We start from the raw sequence: 16,008 nt of genomic DNA, 5'->3' as shown, positions 1-16,008 counted from the left end.
GTCCGATGCCTGAACTCCGCTGGGGCCACGTACACGACGACATCATGGCGATCCTCAGTCACCGGCCGACGGACGTGGCCGGCGTAGTCGAGGATCTCGACGCGTTGCAGGATCTGCTGAATGCGGCCACCCCGGATGACGACGCCAACCCGGTGGCCGACTTCAACCACCTCTACTGGGTGATCACGAAGACTATCCAGGAACGTCTCGACGCCGGTGCGTTCTCCGATCCGGATTTCCTCACCTTGCTCGACATCGAGTTCGCCGAGCGCTACTTCGAGGCGATGCGGTGCTGGGGCAGGCGGTCCGAGACCCCGATGGCCTGGCAGGTGCTGTTCCGCAGACTGCGCGACGAAAGCGTACGCTCGTTGCCGTCGGCCGCAGCCGGAGTCAACGCGCACATCAACTACGACCTGCCGTTCGCGTTGCTGAACACCTGGGCGAAGCTCGGGTCCGGGCCGGACAACGAGGAGCAGCACCGCGACTACCAGCACATCAACGAGATCTTTTTCGACCGGATTCCCGAACTGCGGCGCAGCTACCTCAACGCGTGGCAGATCTGTGTCGACAGGCTCAACGGCAACCTCGACGACTGGTACCAGAATCACCTGGTCGAGTTCACCCGCGACGTCGCCTGGCGGGACGCGACCAGGATGTGGCCGTGCCGGGACGACGCCGAGTTCATGGATCGGGAGCGGGTACGGCTGGACCGGCACACCGCCTTCATCGGCTGGGCGCTGCTCTCGCCAGCCGCCAGCCTGCTGCAATAGCCCGGGGCGGCATCGCCGGTCGGCGGCGTTGTCGTGGTCGGGCGTTGTCGTGGTCGGGCGTTGTCGTGGTCGGGCGTTGTCGTGGTCGGGCGTTGTCGGTGGTCGGACGTTGCCGGTCGGTCATGTGTCGGTCAGCGGACGTCGCCGGCCCGCGCCCGCGCGGCGAGCACCTCCGGCATCTCGGCCTCGACCAACTCGATGAGCTCGATGAGCTTGCCGGCGATGCGTCGGCCCGACGGGGTAAGGCTGTACTCGACGCGGGGCGGGATGGTGGCCTGGACGTCACGGACCACCAGACCGTCCCGCTCCAGTACCTGCAGGGTCTGGGCGAGCATCTTCTCGCTGATCCCGTCGACCCGTCGGCGTAACGCGTTGAACCGGTAGCTGCCGTCGAGGAGTGCGGCAAGCGCAAGAATGCCCCATTTGCCGGCTATATGCTCTAGTGTGCTGCGGGACGGACAGCTTCGTGCGAACACGTCGGCGACCAGTGTGTCCACCGGATCCGGGTCGGGTCCGGGCACCGACTTCGGTCCGGCGGCGGGTCCGTCCGCGTCGGCGCTGATCGCAGTGGGGGACCGGCTGGCCATGACCACCAGGGTAGTCGGCCGGTGAGTGCCTGGGGAGTGATCACACTCACCAGATGCTTGCGCTTCCGAAAAGTTAGTGCAGTCTTGTGGGCAGCAGATACCCATGTACCAGGGAGTCCGACATGATCACCGTCACCGCTGCCTCCGGTCACCTTGGCCGCCTCGTCCTCACCGATCTGCTCGACCGCGGATTGCCGGCCGAGCAGATCGCCGCTGTGGCCCGTACCCCCGAGAAGGTGGCCGCCTTCACCGCCCGTGGTGTCCAGGTCCGCCAGGCCGACTACGCCCGGCCGGACACGCTCGGCGTGGCCCTCGCCGGCGCGACCAAGCTGCTGTTCATCTCCGGCAGCGAGGTCGGCCAGCGGCGGGCGCAGCACCGCAACGTGATCGAGGCCGCTCAGGCAGCCGGCGTGGGCATGATCGCCTACACGAGCATCCTCAAGGCGGACACCAGCAGCGTCCCGCTCGCCGAGGAACACCTTGCCACCGAGCACATGATCCGCGAGTCCGGCCTGCCGTTCGTGTTCCTGCGCAACGGCTGGTACCTGGAGAACTACACCGAGGCCGGACTGCCGCAGGCGCTCGCCACCGGCAGCGTCATCGGGTCCGCCGGCACCGGGCGGGTCGCCGCCGCCACCCGGGCCGACTTCGCCGCGGCAGCGGTGGCCGTGCTGACCGCGGCAGGACCGGTCAGCCCGGCCGGCACGGTGTACGAACTCGGCGGCGACCAGCCGTTCACCCTCGCCGAGCTGGCCGCCGAGATCTCCCGGCAGGTCGGGCGCGAGATCACCTACCAGGATCTGCCGGCCGACGTGTACGCCAAAGCGCTCACCGACGCCGGCGTGCCGGAACCGATGGCCGCCGCCCTCGCCGCCTCCGACGTCGGCATCGCCCGTGGCGACCTCACCACCGACAGCGGTGATCTGAGCCGGCTGATCGGCCGCCCCACCACGTCCCTGGCCGACGCGGTCCGGACCGCGATCGTCGGCTGAGCCCCGGAGACTGCTGGCGGCCGGCCGTGGCCGCGCCGGGTCAACCTGCCGGCCGCACCATCGTGGCGGGTGGTTCGTAATTGGTGATCAGCAGGTCCCAGCTGCCGCGCTTGGCCGGCTGCAGGTTGATGTCCCGCCGGGTCGCCATCCGGGTCAGCACGAAGTCCCGGCCGAACGTGTCGCGAACGAACGGGGTGTCGCTGTTGGTCAGGGTGAGCCAGACACCTCGGCCGGCGGCGCGCCCCATCGCATCACGTAACCGCAGGTGGTCGGCCTCGCCGAACTGGTTCGGGGTGTAGCGCTTGAAGTCCGCCCAGCCTCCCGAGGGCACGTACGGCGGATCCAGATAGACCCAGTCGCCGGGTACGGCCTCGTCGAGTTGCGCGGCGAAGTCGCCGACCCGCAACTCGACGCCGGCCAGTGCGGCGGCGGCGTCCAGCAGCACCCGCCGGTTGTAGTACGGCCGGTCGTACGCGCCGTACGGCGCGTTGAACTCACCCCGCCGGTTGACCCGCCACAGCCCACGAAACGCCGTTTTGTTCAGGTAGATCACCCGGACCGCCCGCTCCAGGTCCGAGTAACCGGCCGGTGACCGACGACGCATCGCGGCGAAGTGTTCCGGCGTGTTCGGCTGCTCGTCGAGCCGCCGCATCACCGCCTCGGGATCGGCGGCCACCTGCTGGAAGCAGACGATCAGTTCCGGGTTGGCGTCGCTGAGCACCGCCCGCTCGGGCGACAGCTCGAAGAAGACCGCGCCGCTGCCGAGGAACGGCTCCCGGTAGGTGCCGGTGAAACCGGGCGCGGCGGCCACGATGGTACCGGCGTACCGCGTCTTGCCGCCCGCCCACTTGAGAAACGATCTGCTCTCCGCCCGGTCCGGGCGCCTCGACCTGACGCCAGGCTGGATCATGGGCGCAGATGATACGCGGCGGCTGCACCCCAGGCGTAGTGCGACGAGGCGAGAAACTCGGCGATCAGGCCGGCCGATCCCGGGGCCAGCGGCCGGCCGTCGGTGATCTGCTCCGGCCGCAGGAACAGCATCGCGGCACCCTCGCCCAGCACCACGTCCTGCTGTCGGGCCCGGGTGGTGCCGTAGAAGTAGTGTCCGACCCGGCCCGGGGCCAGCTCCTGCCGGCAGAACAGCCGCAGACCCCGCTCGGGCCGCAGCCCGGTCTCCTCGGCAAGCTCCCGGAACGCGGTCTGCTCCGGGGTCTCGCCGGGCTCGCAGTGCCCGCCCGGCACGCACCAGGTGTGCGGGTGGCTGGGTGCCTGCCCGTCCCGCAGTTGCAGCAGGATGGCACCTGCCTGATCGACTAGTAACACTCCCGCGACGTCAGCCACCTGTCCAGTGTGCGGCTAGCCGCCGGCCAGCGGGAGCCGCACCTGGAAGCTGGTCGACCCGGGAACCGATTCCACCCGGATGTCCCCACCGTGCTTCTTGACGATGATCCGGTATGAGATGTCCAGTCCGAGCCCGGTGCCTTCGCCGATCGGCTTGGTGGTGAAAAACGGCTCGAAGATCCGTGGCCGGACCTCCGGCGCGATCCCGGGACCGGTGTCGACGATCTCGACTGCCAGACAGTCGTCCGACCGCGCGGTGCGCACGGTCAGCACCCCCCTGTCGCCCATCGCCGCGAGGGCGTTGTCGATCAGGTTCGTCCAGACCTGGTTCAGCTCGGCCGGATACGCGGGAACGGGCGGCAACTCCCGGTCGTACTCGCGTCGCACCGCAACCCCCGGTGCCAGCTTGCCGTTGAACATGGCCAGCGTCGCGTCCAGCAGTTCGTGCACGTCGACCGTCTGGTGCGGGGCCCGGTCCAGTTGGGAGTACTGCTTGGCCGCGCCGACCAGACCGGAGATCCGGCCGACCGCGTCGTCGATCTCGCCGAGCAGCAGCTCGGTCTCCACGGTGTAGGCCATCCAGCGTACCGCCGCCGACAGGTCGGCCGCCGCGACCGCGCCCGCGACCTCGTCCAGCCCGGCGGCGTCGAATCCACCGGCCACCAGGGTGGCGGCCAGTTCCCAACCGTCCGGTACGTCGTGCGCGTCGAGCCAGTCGGCCAGCTCGTCCTCGGCGTCGCTGATCTGCAGCGGCGACAGCGTCGGCGCCTTCGTCGCCCGCTGCGCCGCGGTCTCCTGCAGGCCGACCAGCCGACGCAGTTGCGGGCCGTTCAGCCGTCCGTCGGCGACCATGGCCAGCTTGTGCCGCATCCCGGCGATCCGCTCCCGCAGCACCGCGGTGGCGCGCACCGCGGCGGCGGCCGGGTTGTTCAGCTCGTGGGTCAGCCCGGCGGTCAGCGCGCCGAGGGCGGTCAGCCGTTCCCGCTCGCCGACCACGGTCTGCGTGGTGCGCATCGCCACGAACAACCCGTCGAGCAGGTGCATCGCCATCGGGAACCACTGCCGGATCGCGGCGGCGAACTCCCGCGCCGGCAACGCCAGCAGCGCCACGTCGCGCACCGCCCGCATGGTGTTCGGGTAGACCTGCTGCATCCGGTCGCCGGCGTACGCCTGGGTGGCTCCGGCGTACGCGCCACGGTGTTCGCTGCGGGTGACCTCGACCTCGGTGCCGTGGACCCGGCGGCTGAGCGTGATCGCGCCGTCGAGCAGGACGAAGAAACACTCGGCTGGCTCACCCTCGGCGTAGACGGTCTGCCCTGTCGTCCATCGGCGGACCCGACCCAGCTCGGCGATCCGAGCCAGCTGCTGGTCGGTCAGCGACTCGAACAGGAACAGGCCGCGCAGCGCCGCGGCGTCGAGCCGGTCGCCGTCCGCCCCGGTGGTCTGCGCATCCATACCAGGGGAAACCACCGGCGGGGCGGGGAATTCCGCCGTCATTGCGCAGCCAGGTAGCGGTGGGCGAGGGTGACGACCAGAGCGCCCTCACCGACGGCGGAGGCGACCCGTTTGACCGATTCGGCACGCACGTCGCCGGCCGCGAACACTCCCGGAACGCTGGACTCCAGCAGGTAGGGGTCGCGGGGCAGCGGCCAGCCCGGCGGTCGCCGCCCGCCAGGGGTGAGGTCCGGGCCGGTGACGATGTAACCGCGGTCGTCGCGGAACACGGCACCGTCCAACCAGTCGGTACGTGGCTCGGCCCCGATGAACACGAACAGCCAGGCGGTTTCGGCGGTACGGGTGGCGCCGGTACGGGTGTCCTGCAGGGCCAGCGATTCCAGGTGCCCGTTGCCGGTGCCGCCGATGACCGCGGTGTGCGGATGAACCTCGATCGAGGGGATTCGCTCGATCTGGTCGATCAGGTAACGGGACATCGACCGGGCCAGGTCGCCGCCGCGGATCAGCAGGTGCACCCGCTGGGCGTGCCGGGAGAAGTGGACCGCGGCCTGCCCGGCCGAGTTCGCACCGCCGACGATGTAGACGTCCTGACCCTGGCAGTTCGGTGCCTCGGTCGCCGCCGAGCCGTAGAACACCCCGCGCCCGGTCAGGTCGGCCAGTCCCGGGGCGTCCAGCTGCCGGTACGACACCCCGGTGGCGAGCACCACGGCGTGCCCGGCGATGGTGCTGCCGTCGGTGAAATGCAGCAGCCGGGTGTTGCCGGCGGTGCTGAGCCCGACCGCGTCGCGGGTGGTGAGCAGTTCGGTGCCGAACTTCAGCGCCTGACGGCGGGCCCGATCGGTGAGCTGTGCCCCGGAAACGCCGTCGGGAAAGCCGAGATAGTTCTCGATCCGGCTGGACTGTCCGGCCTGCCCGCCGGTGGCCCGGCGTTCGACGAGCACGGTGCGCAGCCCTTCCGAGGCGCCGTACACGGCCGCGCCGAGGCCGGCCGGTCCGGCACCGACCACCACCAGGTCGTAGAACTCGTGGGCGGCGGTGGTGCGCAGGCCGACGTGCCCGGCGAGCTCGCCCTGGCTCGGGCTGCGCAGCACGGCACCGTCCGGGCACACCACCACCGGGATGTCGGCCGGGCCGGCACCGGCGGCGGTGAGCAGGCGCTGCGCCTCCGGGTCGTCGGCGAGTAGCCAGCGGTACGGTACGAGGTTGCGGGCGAGGAAGTCCCGGATCTCGAACGATGGTGCCGACCAGCGGTGCCCGACGACCCGTAGCTCGTCCTCGACCGCGGCCGGGGTGGCCTGCCAGTCCTCCAGCAGCGCGTCGCAGACCGGATAGAGCTTCTCCTCCGGCGGGTGCCACGGCTTGAGCAGGTAGTGGTCCAGGTCGACGACGTTGATGGCGTTGATCGCCGCGTCGGTGTCCGCGTACGCCGTGAGCAGCACCCGCCGGGCCTGGGGGAACAGGTCCATCGCTGCTTCCAGGAACTCGATGCCGTTCATCTCCGGCATCCGGTAGTCGGCGAGCAGCAACGCCACCCGCTCGTCGCGTAGCTTGATCTCCTTGAGCGCGGTCAACGCCTCCTCGCCCGAACCGGCGCGGACCACGCGGAACCGGTCGCCGTACCGGCGCCGGATGTCGCGGGCGACCGCGCGGGACACGGAGGGATCGTCGTCGACGGTGAGGATCGCCGGGTTGGTCACGGCACCAATCAAAGCACTCCGGCGGGGTGCCGGCCGCCGGCCAGTCGGTCGGCCGCCGCCAGCCGCAGTGCGATCTCGGCCGGTGGCGGCAGTTCGGCCATTCGTTCGGCGGCCGCGGCCACCCCGCTGGTCGGGACGTCACGGGCCAGTACCTGGTCAAGCACCCGTGGGGTCACTTCTGCGGGCGCGCAGCACAGGCCGAGCCGATGACGGGTGATCTGGTCGGCGTTGGCGAACTGGTCGGCGCCATGGGGCAGGACGAGTTGGGCGACGCCACTGCTCAACGCGGTCATCATCGTGCCGGAGCCACCGTGGTGCACCACCGCGGCGCAACCGGCGAGCACCGGCTGCAGGGGCAGCCAGCCCGCGGCGACCCGGACGTTGCGTGGCAGTTTCCCGAGCACGGCCAGGTCGGGCTGATCGCCGGCGGCCAGGACGAACTCTGCATCGACGTGCGCCGCCGCTTCGACAGTGGAGCGCAGGCCGTCGAATCCGGCGAGGGCGGGCACCACGGTGCCCAGGGTGATCAGTACCCGGGGGCGCCCGGGCGGGGTGTGCAGCCACGGGGGCAGGGCGCCACCGGCGTTGTACGGCACGTACTGCATGGGCCAGCCGGGTCCGCCACCGGACATCAGCTCGTCCGGTGCAAGGTGCAACACGATCCGGTCGGGCAGTTCCAGCGGTACGTCGTGTCGTCGGTATGCCGTGGCCAGGTACGGCAGAAAGCGGGTGGCCAGCTCCGCCTCCCGCAACAGGTTGAAGCCGTGCTCGATCGCCGGCACCCGCACCGCACGGGCGGCCAGCAGGCCGGCGGGGTGCAGCCGGGAGTGCACCACCAGGTCCGGCCGCCACCACCGGGCGAGCGCTACGGTGCCATCGGCCATCAGGTCGGACACCCGGCCGAAGGTTTCCAGCAGCAGCGGGTCGATCCGGTCGCCGGCGGCGGCGATACGCCGGCCGCGTTCGCGCATCCGGCGGGCCCGGTCGGCCCGGGTGCCGACGCCGGCACCGAACACCGCGTTGATCGGCGCGCCCGGCGCGACGTCGACGACCGGCAGCCCGGCCGTGGCCGCTGCCGCAACGCCTTCGGCGGTGGTGCCGACCAGCACATCATGGCCGGCGGACCGCAACGCCCAGGCCAGCGGCACGGTAGGGAAGAAATGCCCTGCGCCCGGTGGACTGGTGAACAGTATACGCACGGCTACCTCCGGTTGACACCCCTGTGGACAGTGGATAATTTATCCACATTAATACCACTTTGGCTAGATTGGAGGTTGGCCGGTGGCCAATCCGACGGACATCCCGTTCACCCCGGATCTACACCTGCGGCTGCTGCTCAGCATCGATCGAGGTCACAACGTTGCGCGGGCGGTCCGGGCCGCAGTCAAGCCTGGCGCGCGGGTGCTCGACGCCGGCACCGGCAGCGGACTGCTCGCCCTGCTCGCCGCCGATGCCGGCGCTACCGAGGTGGTCGCCGTGGACCGCCACCATGTCAAGACGGCCGAACGGATCGCCGCCCACAACGGCTTCGCCGACCGGATCACCTTCGTCGAGGCAGATCTTGCCGACCTCGACCCGGCCGACCTCGGCGGGCGCTTCGACGTGCTGATCGCGATGATCCACACCAACAATCCGCTGCTCGACGAGGACCGGTCCGGGTTGGTGATCGACCTGCGTCGCCGGTTCGGCACGCCCGACTGCCGGGTGATGCCCGGTGAGGTGTGCTACCGGGCCACCGGGTGCGAGCGCCTCGACTGGGACCTGCCGACCGAGCTTACCGACCTGGCACAGGCCGGCGAGGCGTTGCACGGTGCGTACGGGTGGGACTTCGCGCCGCTGATCGACGCCGTCGCCGACGGCGTCGCGATGCGTTCGGCCCGCCCGGCCAAGGGCGTCGCCCACGCCTGGCGGTCGCCGACCCGATCCGGCGCACTGCGCTTCCCACGCGGTGACGTCCGCCTGCTCACCGGCACCACCGACTGGACCACCGTCGACTACCAGGCACCGGGCTTCGACGGGTTCCCTGGGCAGGTGCGGTTGACCGCCACCGCGGCGGGCCGGCTCACCGGAGTGATCTGGACCCAGCAGTTGCGTTACGCAGACGTACCGCTGTGGACGAGTGAGTCGTACAGCCCGCTCGCGGTGCCACAGCTGGTCGCCGAGGGACAGGAGGTGGTGTTCGAAACAGCCGGCCGGTGGCGTACGACGAACATTCTGCGTCACCACCAGCCCACGTAGTCCTCCAGGAAGGCCGCCAGGTAGGCCGGTGAGTCCATCAGCCGGGCCAGCCGGGCGGCCTGCACCCGGTGCAGGAACGGCGCGGCTGAGGTGCCGTGTCCCGGCGTGTTGACCAGGTCCATCATCCAGTGTACGAACTCCTGTGCCCGCCAGATCCGGGCCAGCCGCTGTTGCGAATAGGAGTCGGCGCGCCGACGGTCGCCGTCGCGCAACTGCTCGATCAGCCCGAGCGCCAACTCCTCGGCGTCGGCAAGGGCGAGGTTGAAGCCCTTGCCGCCGACCGGCGGCACGATGTGCGCGGCGTCGCCGACCAGGAACAGCGAGCCGTATCGCATCGGGCTGCAGACCAGGCTGCGCATCCGTACGGTGCCGGTCGCGGTGATCGGCCCGGTGTGCAGCGTCCAGGGCTCGTCGAGCGTGAGCCGCAGCCGTACCTCCTTCCAGATCCGCTCGTCCGGCCAGTGCTCCCGGGTCTCGTCGCGTCCGCACTGCAGGTAGAACCGGCTCACCGTCGGGGTACGCCGGACGTGCACGCAGGCACCGGACTCGTGCATCGCGTTGATCACGCAGTCGCTCGACGGCGGTGCTTGCGCCAGCACCGACAGCCAGGCGTAGTCGTACTGGTAGTCGACGCAGGTCAGGGCACCGGCCGGGACGGCGGCGCGGGCCACGCCGTACTCGCCGTCACAGCCGGCGACCACCTCGCAGTACAACTCCCCGCGCCCGTCGGCCAACACTATCCGGGGTGCACCGGTGACGTCGTCTATCGCCGCGACCGGCGTCTCGAACCGCAGGTCGCCACCCTCGGCGAGATAAAGATCGATGAGATCGCGCACCAGGAACTGCTGCGGATAGATGTAGTGGCTGCGGCCGGCCGCGAGCGGCTCGTAGTGGACCGGATAGCGCCGGCCGCCCAACCGGAACTCGACCGCGTCCTCCACCGCGCCGGTGGCGAGCAGGTTCTCGGCCAGCCCGTGCCGGCGGAGTAACTCGACGACCCGGTGCTCGGTGGTGGCACCTCGCGCGCGGCTGGTGACGTACTCGCGGTCCCGGCGCTCGAACACCACACAGCTGACGCCGGCCCGGTGCAGCAGTACGGCGAGCAGCATCCCGGCCGGTCCGGCACCGATGATCCCGACCTGGGTCCGGTCACTCATCGACGGCACCGCCTCCGGCGGGACAGCCGAGGGCGAGCAGCCGTGCCCGCATCATCTGGCGAACCACCTGTACTCCCGGTTGAACGCTGCGGCCACCGGAGCGGGCCGCCATGCGCAGGCTGGGCAACACGTTGCCGCCGAAGCGGGCGCAGATCAGTTCGTGCGCTTCGTACGCCTCGACGGTCGCGTCGGCGAACCGCTCGAACGCCGGACCGACCCGGTCTCCGCCGATCTTGGCTCGCATCAGGCGTACCTCGCCGAACAGGCCCATCAGGTGCGCGTGATCCCGGGTCTGCAGGCCGCTGAAGCCGGGCCGTACCGCCGGTGGTGCCATCGCCGGGCGGATCAGCCGGTCATAGTCGACCGGGGCGAAGTCGCACGTGAACCGGAAGGCCGCGGCAGAGCTGCGCATGAAAGCGGCGGCCACCCCCAGCGCGGCGTCGGCGTCGGCCTCGTCGCCACTCGCGCTTGCCTGCATGAAGCAGTTGAGCCCGACGATCGTGCCCTGCATCAGCGCGAAGAAGTACTGGTGGCCGAGTAGCCACCGGCGGGCCGCCGCTTCCGTCGCGCCGGTCTGCGCGGTCTCGGCCCTGGCTGGCTCGGTCACGGCTGGCTCGGTCACGGCTGGCTCGGCTGGCCCGTTCTCCGCCGGGGCCCCGTAGCGCAGCAGGGTCTCCCATCCTGCGGACAGTTGCGGCAGAGATTCGCTGCTGAGCTGCGACAATCCACAGTCTCGTGCATTGTCGAGAACCGCACGGTGCATCATTGCCAATGCGGTAATAAAGGCGACACCTGGCATATTCCGGGTGCGTCGCACGTGGAAGTAGCGGTCGTGTTCCTGGTAGTCGAGCTCGGCCGGATGTTCTCGCTGGCCGGTTGCCGGACGGGTGTCAGGTGACTCGTCGGACTCTCCATAGGCGAGAGCAGAGAGTGCCGAATCACCCTGCTGCGCAAGGCTTTCCGTCGCTCGGCTCAGTCGGCGGCCGGTGAAGTCCCGGCGGACCTGCTGTCGACTCGTCGGCAGCAGGTCAGGATAGGGCAGGCACAACTCGCCATCAGACACAGGGCGGCCCTTCTGTGGCTTTCCGGGCAGATATTCTGGTGCGATTCCGTGCCGACGGACCGGCAATTTCGCCGTCCGCCGGTGATCCACAATGCCGCAAATTCTTGCGGCAACGGTGATCGCTGTCAATCCCTGTTTGGATACCTGCCTACTGGTGACGACTTTAGGCACGTCAACGCCCGTTCGCCCCGACGTCGGGACCGCTCGCGGATGGCCCGTATGACGAGCCGACGCGCGGATGGGGCGACGTCGGGGTGGCACCGTCGCCGACGGTCGGCGATGGCGCGGAAGCGTACGACCGGTCAGCGCGAGTGCGCCGACGACGATCCTGGTAGGTGCCCGGTGATCAGCGCTTGGCCTTGTCCAGCATCGGATCCGTCTCCATCCGGGGGAAGACGTACGGGGCGGTGATGGTGTCCACGCCGGTCCCGCGTGACCCGCTGGGACGGTAGGTGACGGTCGCCGCACCGGCCGAGGCCGTCTCGACCACTCCGGCACACCAGGTGCCACCCCGGTAGACCCAGACCGGATCCGCCGGATGGTAGTGGTCGGTCGGGTCGACGTCGCGAGGGTCACGTTGGCTTGGGTTGAGGATGGGAGCCGGCATGCTCATCGCCCTCCTGTCTTGTTGCGCGCGGTGTCGACGGACGGGGTCCGGCGCGGCGAGGTGGCTGGTGATGTGATCACTCTCTGTGTGCAAAACTCCACATCTCCGCTCGCATTATCGAGCTGTAAGTCAACGAATGCCCGATTTTCCATCACGATCGGTGAACCGCTGGATACAACTTCACGTGCGCTATCATGCTCGCTATACCTTGCAGGCGCAAGAGCAAGTGCACGTGCATTTGGCTCGTTCGCCGCAAGGTCCGACGTCCCCTGCGCGCCAGAAGGAAATCGCATCATATGTCCGGTTTGGACCTCGTGAATGTATGAGTTGGAGAACGGTGTGCCCGGTACCGAGTTGCCAGCCCTCGCCTGGCAGAAGAGCGGTCGGAGCAACCCGAGCGGCAACTGTGTGGAACTGGCCCCCCTGCCCGGCGGTACCGGCGTGGCCATGCGTAACTCCCGCCATCCGGACGGACCAGCACTGATCTACACCTTGGCGGAGATCGAGGCCTTCATCCTCGGTGCCCGTGACGGTGACTTCGACAACCTGATTCGCTAGCATCGATCGCGCCGAGGCCTGATCCCGAGGCGGTCCTCGGCCGGCGAATCGCGGGTCCACCATGTCGGCCGGCCCGACGATCTTAGAGATCACCCTCAGGTCATGGCATGCTTACTCGCCAAGAGCAGCAGCCGTGGAGAACAGGGTGTCCGGAGGTCGGTGGGTGACGATGACAGCCCAACCAGATGGCGGCTCGGCGACCGGCCCGACCGTGCTACGCATGCTGCTCGGCGCACAGCTTCGGCGGCTGCGGGAAAGTCAAGGGGTGAGTCGCGAGGCCGCCGGATGGCACATCCGGGCCTCCGAATCCAAGATCAGCAGGATGGAACTCGGGCGAGTCGGGTTCAAGGAGCGGGACGTGACCGACCTGCTCACCCTCTACGGAGTGACCGACTCGCGGGAGCGCTCTGCCCTGCTCGGCCTAGCCCGGCAGGCCAACACACCCGGCTGGTGGCACCGGTACGGCGACATCCTGCCCAGTTGGTTCCAGTCCTACCTCGGCCTGGAAGCCGCTGCGAAGATGATCCGCAGCTACGAGGTGCAGTTCGTTCCCGGGCTGTTGCAGACCCCCGGTTACGCACGCGCGGTTGTCCTGCTCGGGCACGGGCGGGCTCCGGCGGACGAGGTGGAACGCCGGGTGGAGTTGCGCATGGAACGTCAGGAACTGCTCCGCCGGCCGCAACCGCCCAACCTGTGGGCGGTCATCGACGAGGCCGTGTTGCGCCGCCCGATCGGCGGCAGCGCGGTGATGCGCGAGCAGATCATGGCACTGATCGAATCGACCAAGCTACCGAACGTGCGTCTGCAGATCGTCCCGTTCGATGCCGGGGGCCACGCCGCCGCCGGCGGTGCGTTCACCATCCTGCGCTTCGCCGACCAGGACCTGCCCGACATCATCTACATCGAGCAACTGACCAGCGCGCTCTACCTCGACAAGCGGGAGGACGTGGACCACTACGCCGCCGCGATGGAACGGCTCTGCGTAGAGGCCGAGCCGCCGTCGCGGACCACCGATCTGCTGCACCAGATCCTGCGCGAGTTCGACTAGATCCTGCGCGAGTTCGACTAGCCGACGGCTCGGCCTGCGCCCGGCTACCGGCCGTGCCGACCGAAGACCCGGTACACCGAGCCCAGCCGTAGGAACACGGTTTCGCCGGTGGCGTCCTGTGCCCCGTCGTTGTCGGTGACCACGTACACCTGGCCGTCCCCACCGACCGTGAGCCCTTCCAGCTTCTCCTGGGTCCAGCCGTTGCCGGCCGCCAGGACCGGCAGGACGTCGTGGGCCAACCGCTTGCGCAGGACCGGCAGTGTGCCTGGTGCCGGGTCGGTACGCGGGACGTCGACGGTGTAGATCCGCTTGATCCGGGCGGCCGGTCCGGCCAGCTTGTCCCGTTCGATCACGGCCAGCCGGCCGTCGGCGAGCACGGTGATCTCCGAAAGGCCGATCCAGTCACCCGGGACCTCGGTGCTCTCCAACTGATACCCGAACCAGGACCAGTCGCCGCCGGACACGTCGTAGCGGCCGAGCCGGACCACCCCGGTCGGATCGCCGGCCACGCCACGCTGCAACGCCACCCAGACCTGTTCCCGGCCACGTCGGTCGGTGATCGCGGTCACCCCTTCCAGTCCTTGGCTGCCGAGCCCGGCCGCCACCTCGTCCGGCAGGGCCACGACCTGCCGGGTGAGACCCGACGAGTCCAGCCGGATCAACCGGTTGGCGTCGCCGGTCGCCCCTTCCGACACCAGCCAGAATCCGCCCTGTGGCCGGGCGAACAGACCCTCGGCGTCGTAGCCGGCCGGATCACCGGTCGCGTCCCGGACCACCAGATCGTCGATGATCCGCGCCGGGCTGTGCCGGGTGTCGATGGTGTAGATGCGGGCCGGCGAGTAGAGCGCGTCGCTCGCCGCGTACAGCAGGTGTCGCTTGCCCGGTACGGCGCTGAGCGCACCGAGCCCGCCCCAGCCGATCGGCGACCGGTCGGTGCCCCAGCCGTCGGTCTGCGACACCAGCGTCGGGAACGACGGGGTCCCCGCACCCAGCCGGAACAGGTTGACCGCGGCGCGTACCCCGGCATCGGCGTCGTCGACCTCGCTGGAGACCGCGAGCAGCCCACGGGACGGGATCGCCAGCAGCCCCTCCGGACCGTTGGTCGCCGCCAGCACCTGGCGTAGCACCGGCCTGGTCGGCCTGGTCAGGTCGTAGACGGCGACGAAGTTGCTCCGTTCGGAGCCGACGAAGGCGTATCGGGTACGGCCGAACGTCGCTACCGCGATGCCCTCCGGCTCGGTGCCCTTGTTGTCGGCCCGGTTGTCGTTGTGCAGGCCGTAGCGCACCGCCAGCCGCTCGACCGAGTTGCCGGCGTCCCAGACCACCTGGCCGGTCCGGCTGTCGAAGATCGACCAGCCCCGGGTGCCGCCCTTCCAGTCACCTTCGTTGGCGGTGGCCAGGTAGCGGTCGTCGATCCAGGCCACCGCGTCCGGTTCCCGGGGCAGGTCGGTGATCGCGCCGGTCAGGTCGATCACGCCGTCGTCGTCGGTGTCGATGCCGGTCACCGTGGCGGTTCCGGCGCTGAACACCTTGGTGATCCGGCCGCTGCGCAGGTCGACCAGCACGACTCCGTTGTTCTCCTGCAGGGTCACCGCGGCCTGGTCGCGGCTGTTGATCGACACGTACTCCGGCTCCGGGTCGGCCGGGGTGTCCAGACCGGCGGCGACCAGGCCGGGCAGGGCGCTGCCATCGGCGGTGGTCAGCGACACCGCGCGGGTCGACCATCCCCTCGGGTGCCGTCCGGTCAGGTCGACGATCTGCAGGAAACCAGGCGGCGGCTGTGGCAGATCACCCTCGTCGCCGCCGGGTGGGGTGGCATCCTCGTCCCGTTCGTTCTCGATGGCGATCGCCGCGTAGCGGCCGTTGTCGCTGACCTCGATGGCGTCCGGCTGACCGCCCAGCGGGATGCTGCGCACCCGGCTACGGGTGGCCAGGTCGACCACGTCCAGCCGGCCGGACGGCACGGTGAAGCTGGCGCTGGTGTTGACGACGATCAGCACGTACTGGCCGAGGACCGCGACCGAGGTGGGCTCGTCCTCGGCGTTGCCGAGCGTGGCCAGCGACAAAGTGCCGAGGCCACGAGGCGCGTGCGGATCGGATATGTCGAGGAACCCGATCCGCCGACCGGCGGCGTCGGTGTAGATCATCGTCCGGCCGTCCGGGCTGACCGTGGAGATCTCGGCCACGGTCTCGGTCGTCGGATCCTCGCCGACCGGTCTGTTGTGAAAGACCGGGTACGTGGCGGTGCGGTCGAAGGCGGCGGATCCGGACCCGCCGGGCTTGCCGTCTCGATGGCCGGCCGCCGCGCCGCCGAGCACCGCCACGGTCAGCGCGACGGCGGCGCACAGGACAGCGGCGGTGGCCACCACCGCTGGGTGTTGTCTGGTGCGCATGTCGATACTCCGATGCGTTCGAGGGATGGGGCCGTAGCGCGAACGACGGGAGCCGCGGCCGGTCGGCGAGATCGGCCGCGGCTCCCGGAGCCCGTGCGCCGG

General features: G+C 69.9%; 15 protein-coding genes. 5 read left to right on the top strand and 10 right to left on the bottom strand.

Going from position 1 to position 16,008, the window contains the following annotated elements:
- Positions 1 to 5 precede the first annotated feature (5 nt).
- Positions 6 to 770: a DUF5995 family protein gene (locus ACN27F_RS16185; protein WP_421434355.1), complete on the top strand. Its 765-nt coding sequence runs from the start codon at positions 6 to 8 to the stop codon at positions 768 to 770.
- 131 nt (positions 771 to 901) lie between these two features.
- Here the strand turns inward: ACN27F_RS16185 and ACN27F_RS16180 are convergent, their stop codons facing one another.
- The gene (locus ACN27F_RS16180) at positions 902 to 1,357 is read right to left on the bottom strand and encodes a winged helix-turn-helix transcriptional regulator (protein WP_421434354.1); all 456 of its coding nucleotides are present in this window, start codon (positions 1,355 to 1,357) and stop codon (positions 902 to 904) included.
- Between the two features lie 122 nt (positions 1,358 to 1,479).
- On the opposite strand from ACN27F_RS16180, the gene ACN27F_RS16175 reads away from it, so the two are divergent.
- A complete protein-coding gene (locus ACN27F_RS16175) occupies positions 1,480 to 2,349 on the top strand; it encodes an SDR family oxidoreductase (RefSeq protein ID WP_421434353.1) in 870 nt (289 codons plus the stop codon).
- A gap of 40 nt (positions 2,350 to 2,389) precedes the next feature.
- Here the strand turns inward: ACN27F_RS16175 and ACN27F_RS16170 are convergent, their stop codons facing one another.
- Genes ACN27F_RS16170 through ACN27F_RS16150 form a run of 5 tightly spaced genes read right to left on the bottom strand, consistent with a single transcriptional unit; the run spans position 2,390 to position 8,041 of the window.
- A complete protein-coding gene (locus ACN27F_RS16170; protein WP_421434352.1) occupies positions 2,390 to 3,259 on the bottom strand; it encodes a DNA adenine methylase in 870 nt (289 codons plus the stop codon).
- A complete protein-coding gene (locus ACN27F_RS16165) occupies positions 3,256 to 3,690 on the bottom strand; it encodes an NUDIX domain-containing protein (RefSeq protein ID WP_421434351.1) in 435 nt (144 codons plus the stop codon). The genes ACN27F_RS16170 and ACN27F_RS16165 overlap by 4 nt, the downstream gene beginning before the upstream one ends.
- 15 nt (positions 3,691 to 3,705) lie before the next feature.
- Positions 3,706 to 5,145, bottom strand: coding sequence for a sensor histidine kinase (locus tag ACN27F_RS16160; protein WP_421434350.1), 1,440 nt, complete (start codon positions 5,143 to 5,145; stop codon positions 3,706 to 3,708).
- Positions 5,146 to 5,183: 38 nt separating this feature from the next.
- Positions 5,184 to 6,842, bottom strand: a complete 1,659-nt coding sequence (locus tag ACN27F_RS16155) for an FAD-dependent oxidoreductase (RefSeq protein ID WP_421434349.1) — start codon at positions 6,840 to 6,842, stop codon at positions 5,184 to 5,186.
- 8 nt (positions 6,843 to 6,850) lie between these two features.
- Positions 6,851 to 8,041, bottom strand: coding sequence for a nucleotide disphospho-sugar-binding domain-containing protein (locus ACN27F_RS16150; RefSeq protein WP_421434348.1), 1,191 nt, complete (start codon positions 8,039 to 8,041; stop codon positions 6,851 to 6,853).
- An 82-nt stretch (positions 8,042 to 8,123) separates the two neighbouring features.
- Between ACN27F_RS16150 and ACN27F_RS16145 the strand changes: the two genes are divergently transcribed.
- Complete coding sequence (locus ACN27F_RS16145) at positions 8,124 to 9,080, top strand: 50S ribosomal protein L11 methyltransferase (RefSeq protein ID WP_421434347.1); 957 nt, start codon at positions 8,124 to 8,126, stop codon at positions 9,078 to 9,080.
- Here ACN27F_RS16145 and ACN27F_RS16140 read toward each other — a convergent pair.
- The 3 genes from ACN27F_RS16140 to ACN27F_RS16130 form a co-directional block, all read right to left on the bottom strand.
- Positions 9,062 to 10,237, bottom strand: coding sequence for a 4-hydroxybenzoate 3-monooxygenase (locus ACN27F_RS16140; protein WP_421434346.1), 1,176 nt, complete (start codon positions 10,235 to 10,237; stop codon positions 9,062 to 9,064). The two genes, ACN27F_RS16145 and ACN27F_RS16140, sit on opposite strands and share 19 nt — an antisense overlap.
- Complete coding sequence (locus ACN27F_RS16135) at positions 10,230 to 11,429, bottom strand: hypothetical protein (protein WP_421434345.1); 1,200 nt, start codon at positions 11,427 to 11,429, stop codon at positions 10,230 to 10,232. Before ACN27F_RS16135 ends, ACN27F_RS16140 begins: the two co-directional genes overlap by 8 nt.
- A gap of 217 nt (positions 11,430 to 11,646) precedes the next feature.
- Positions 11,647 to 11,907, bottom strand: a complete 261-nt coding sequence (locus ACN27F_RS16130; protein WP_421434344.1) for a hypothetical protein — start codon at positions 11,905 to 11,907, stop codon at positions 11,647 to 11,649.
- Positions 11,908 to 12,225: 318 nt separating this feature from the next.
- On the opposite strand from ACN27F_RS16130, the gene ACN27F_RS16125 reads away from it, so the two are divergent.
- Both ACN27F_RS16125 and ACN27F_RS16120 read left to right on the top strand, forming a co-directional pair.
- Positions 12,226 to 12,465 carry a DUF397 domain-containing protein gene (locus ACN27F_RS16125; RefSeq protein ID WP_421434343.1) on the top strand — a complete coding sequence of 80 codons (240 nt, stop codon included), beginning with the start codon at positions 12,226 to 12,228 and terminating at the stop codon, positions 12,463 to 12,465.
- 220 nt (positions 12,466 to 12,685) lie between these two features.
- Positions 12,686 to 13,513 (top strand): helix-turn-helix domain-containing protein, encoded by an 828-nt coding sequence (locus tag ACN27F_RS16120; protein WP_421440250.1) that lies wholly within the window; start codon positions 12,686 to 12,688, stop codon positions 13,511 to 13,513.
- 44 nt (positions 13,514 to 13,557) lie between these two features.
- Here ACN27F_RS16120 and ACN27F_RS16115 read toward each other — a convergent pair whose 3' ends face one another.
- Positions 13,558 to 15,906, bottom strand: a complete 2,349-nt coding sequence (locus ACN27F_RS16115; RefSeq protein ID WP_421434342.1) for an esterase-like activity of phytase family protein — start codon at positions 15,904 to 15,906, stop codon at positions 13,558 to 13,560.
- Positions 15,907 to 16,008: the final 102 nt, after the last annotated feature.

The sequence above is a fragment of the Solwaraspora sp. WMMB335 genome, from assembly GCF_049179075.1.
Classification (GTDB): Bacteria; Actinomycetota; Actinomycetes; order Mycobacteriales; family Micromonosporaceae; genus Micromonospora_E.
Note: the sequence above shows the minus strand (reverse complement) of the source record. Positions and strands in the feature narration are given on the sequence as shown.

Excerpts from the sequence above, each read along its gene's own strand:
- ACN27F_RS16160 (WP_421434350.1), bottom strand. The coding sequence starts at position 5,145 with ATGGATGCGCAGACCACCGGGGCGGACGGCGACCGGCTCGACGCCGCG.
- ACN27F_RS16115 (WP_421434342.1), bottom strand. The coding sequence starts at position 15,906 with ATGCGCACCAGACAACACCCAGCGGTGGTGGCCACCGCCGCTGTCCTG.
- ACN27F_RS16185 (WP_421434355.1), top strand. The coding sequence starts at position 6 with ATGCCTGAACTCCGCTGGGGCCACGTACACGACGACATCATGGCGATC.
- ACN27F_RS16125 (WP_421434343.1), top strand. The coding sequence starts at position 12,226 with ATGTATGAGTTGGAGAACGGTGTGCCCGGTACCGAGTTGCCAGCCCTC.
- ACN27F_RS16175 (WP_421434353.1), top strand. The coding sequence starts at position 1,480 with ATGATCACCGTCACCGCTGCCTCCGGTCACCTTGGCCGCCTCGTCCTC.
- ACN27F_RS16170 (WP_421434352.1), bottom strand. The coding sequence starts at position 3,259 with ATGATCCAGCCTGGCGTCAGGTCGAGGCGCCCGGACCGGGCGGAGAGC.
- ACN27F_RS16180 (WP_421434354.1), bottom strand. The coding sequence starts at position 1,357 with ATGGCCAGCCGGTCCCCCACTGCGATCAGCGCCGACGCGGACGGACCC.
- ACN27F_RS16120 (WP_421440250.1), top strand. The coding sequence starts at position 12,686 with ATGCTGCTCGGCGCACAGCTTCGGCGGCTGCGGGAAAGTCAAGGGGTG.
- ACN27F_RS16140 (WP_421434346.1), bottom strand. The coding sequence starts at position 10,237 with ATGAGTGACCGGACCCAGGTCGGGATCATCGGTGCCGGACCGGCCGGG.
- ACN27F_RS16130 (WP_421434344.1), bottom strand. The coding sequence starts at position 11,907 with ATGCCGGCTCCCATCCTCAACCCAAGCCAACGTGACCCTCGCGACGTC.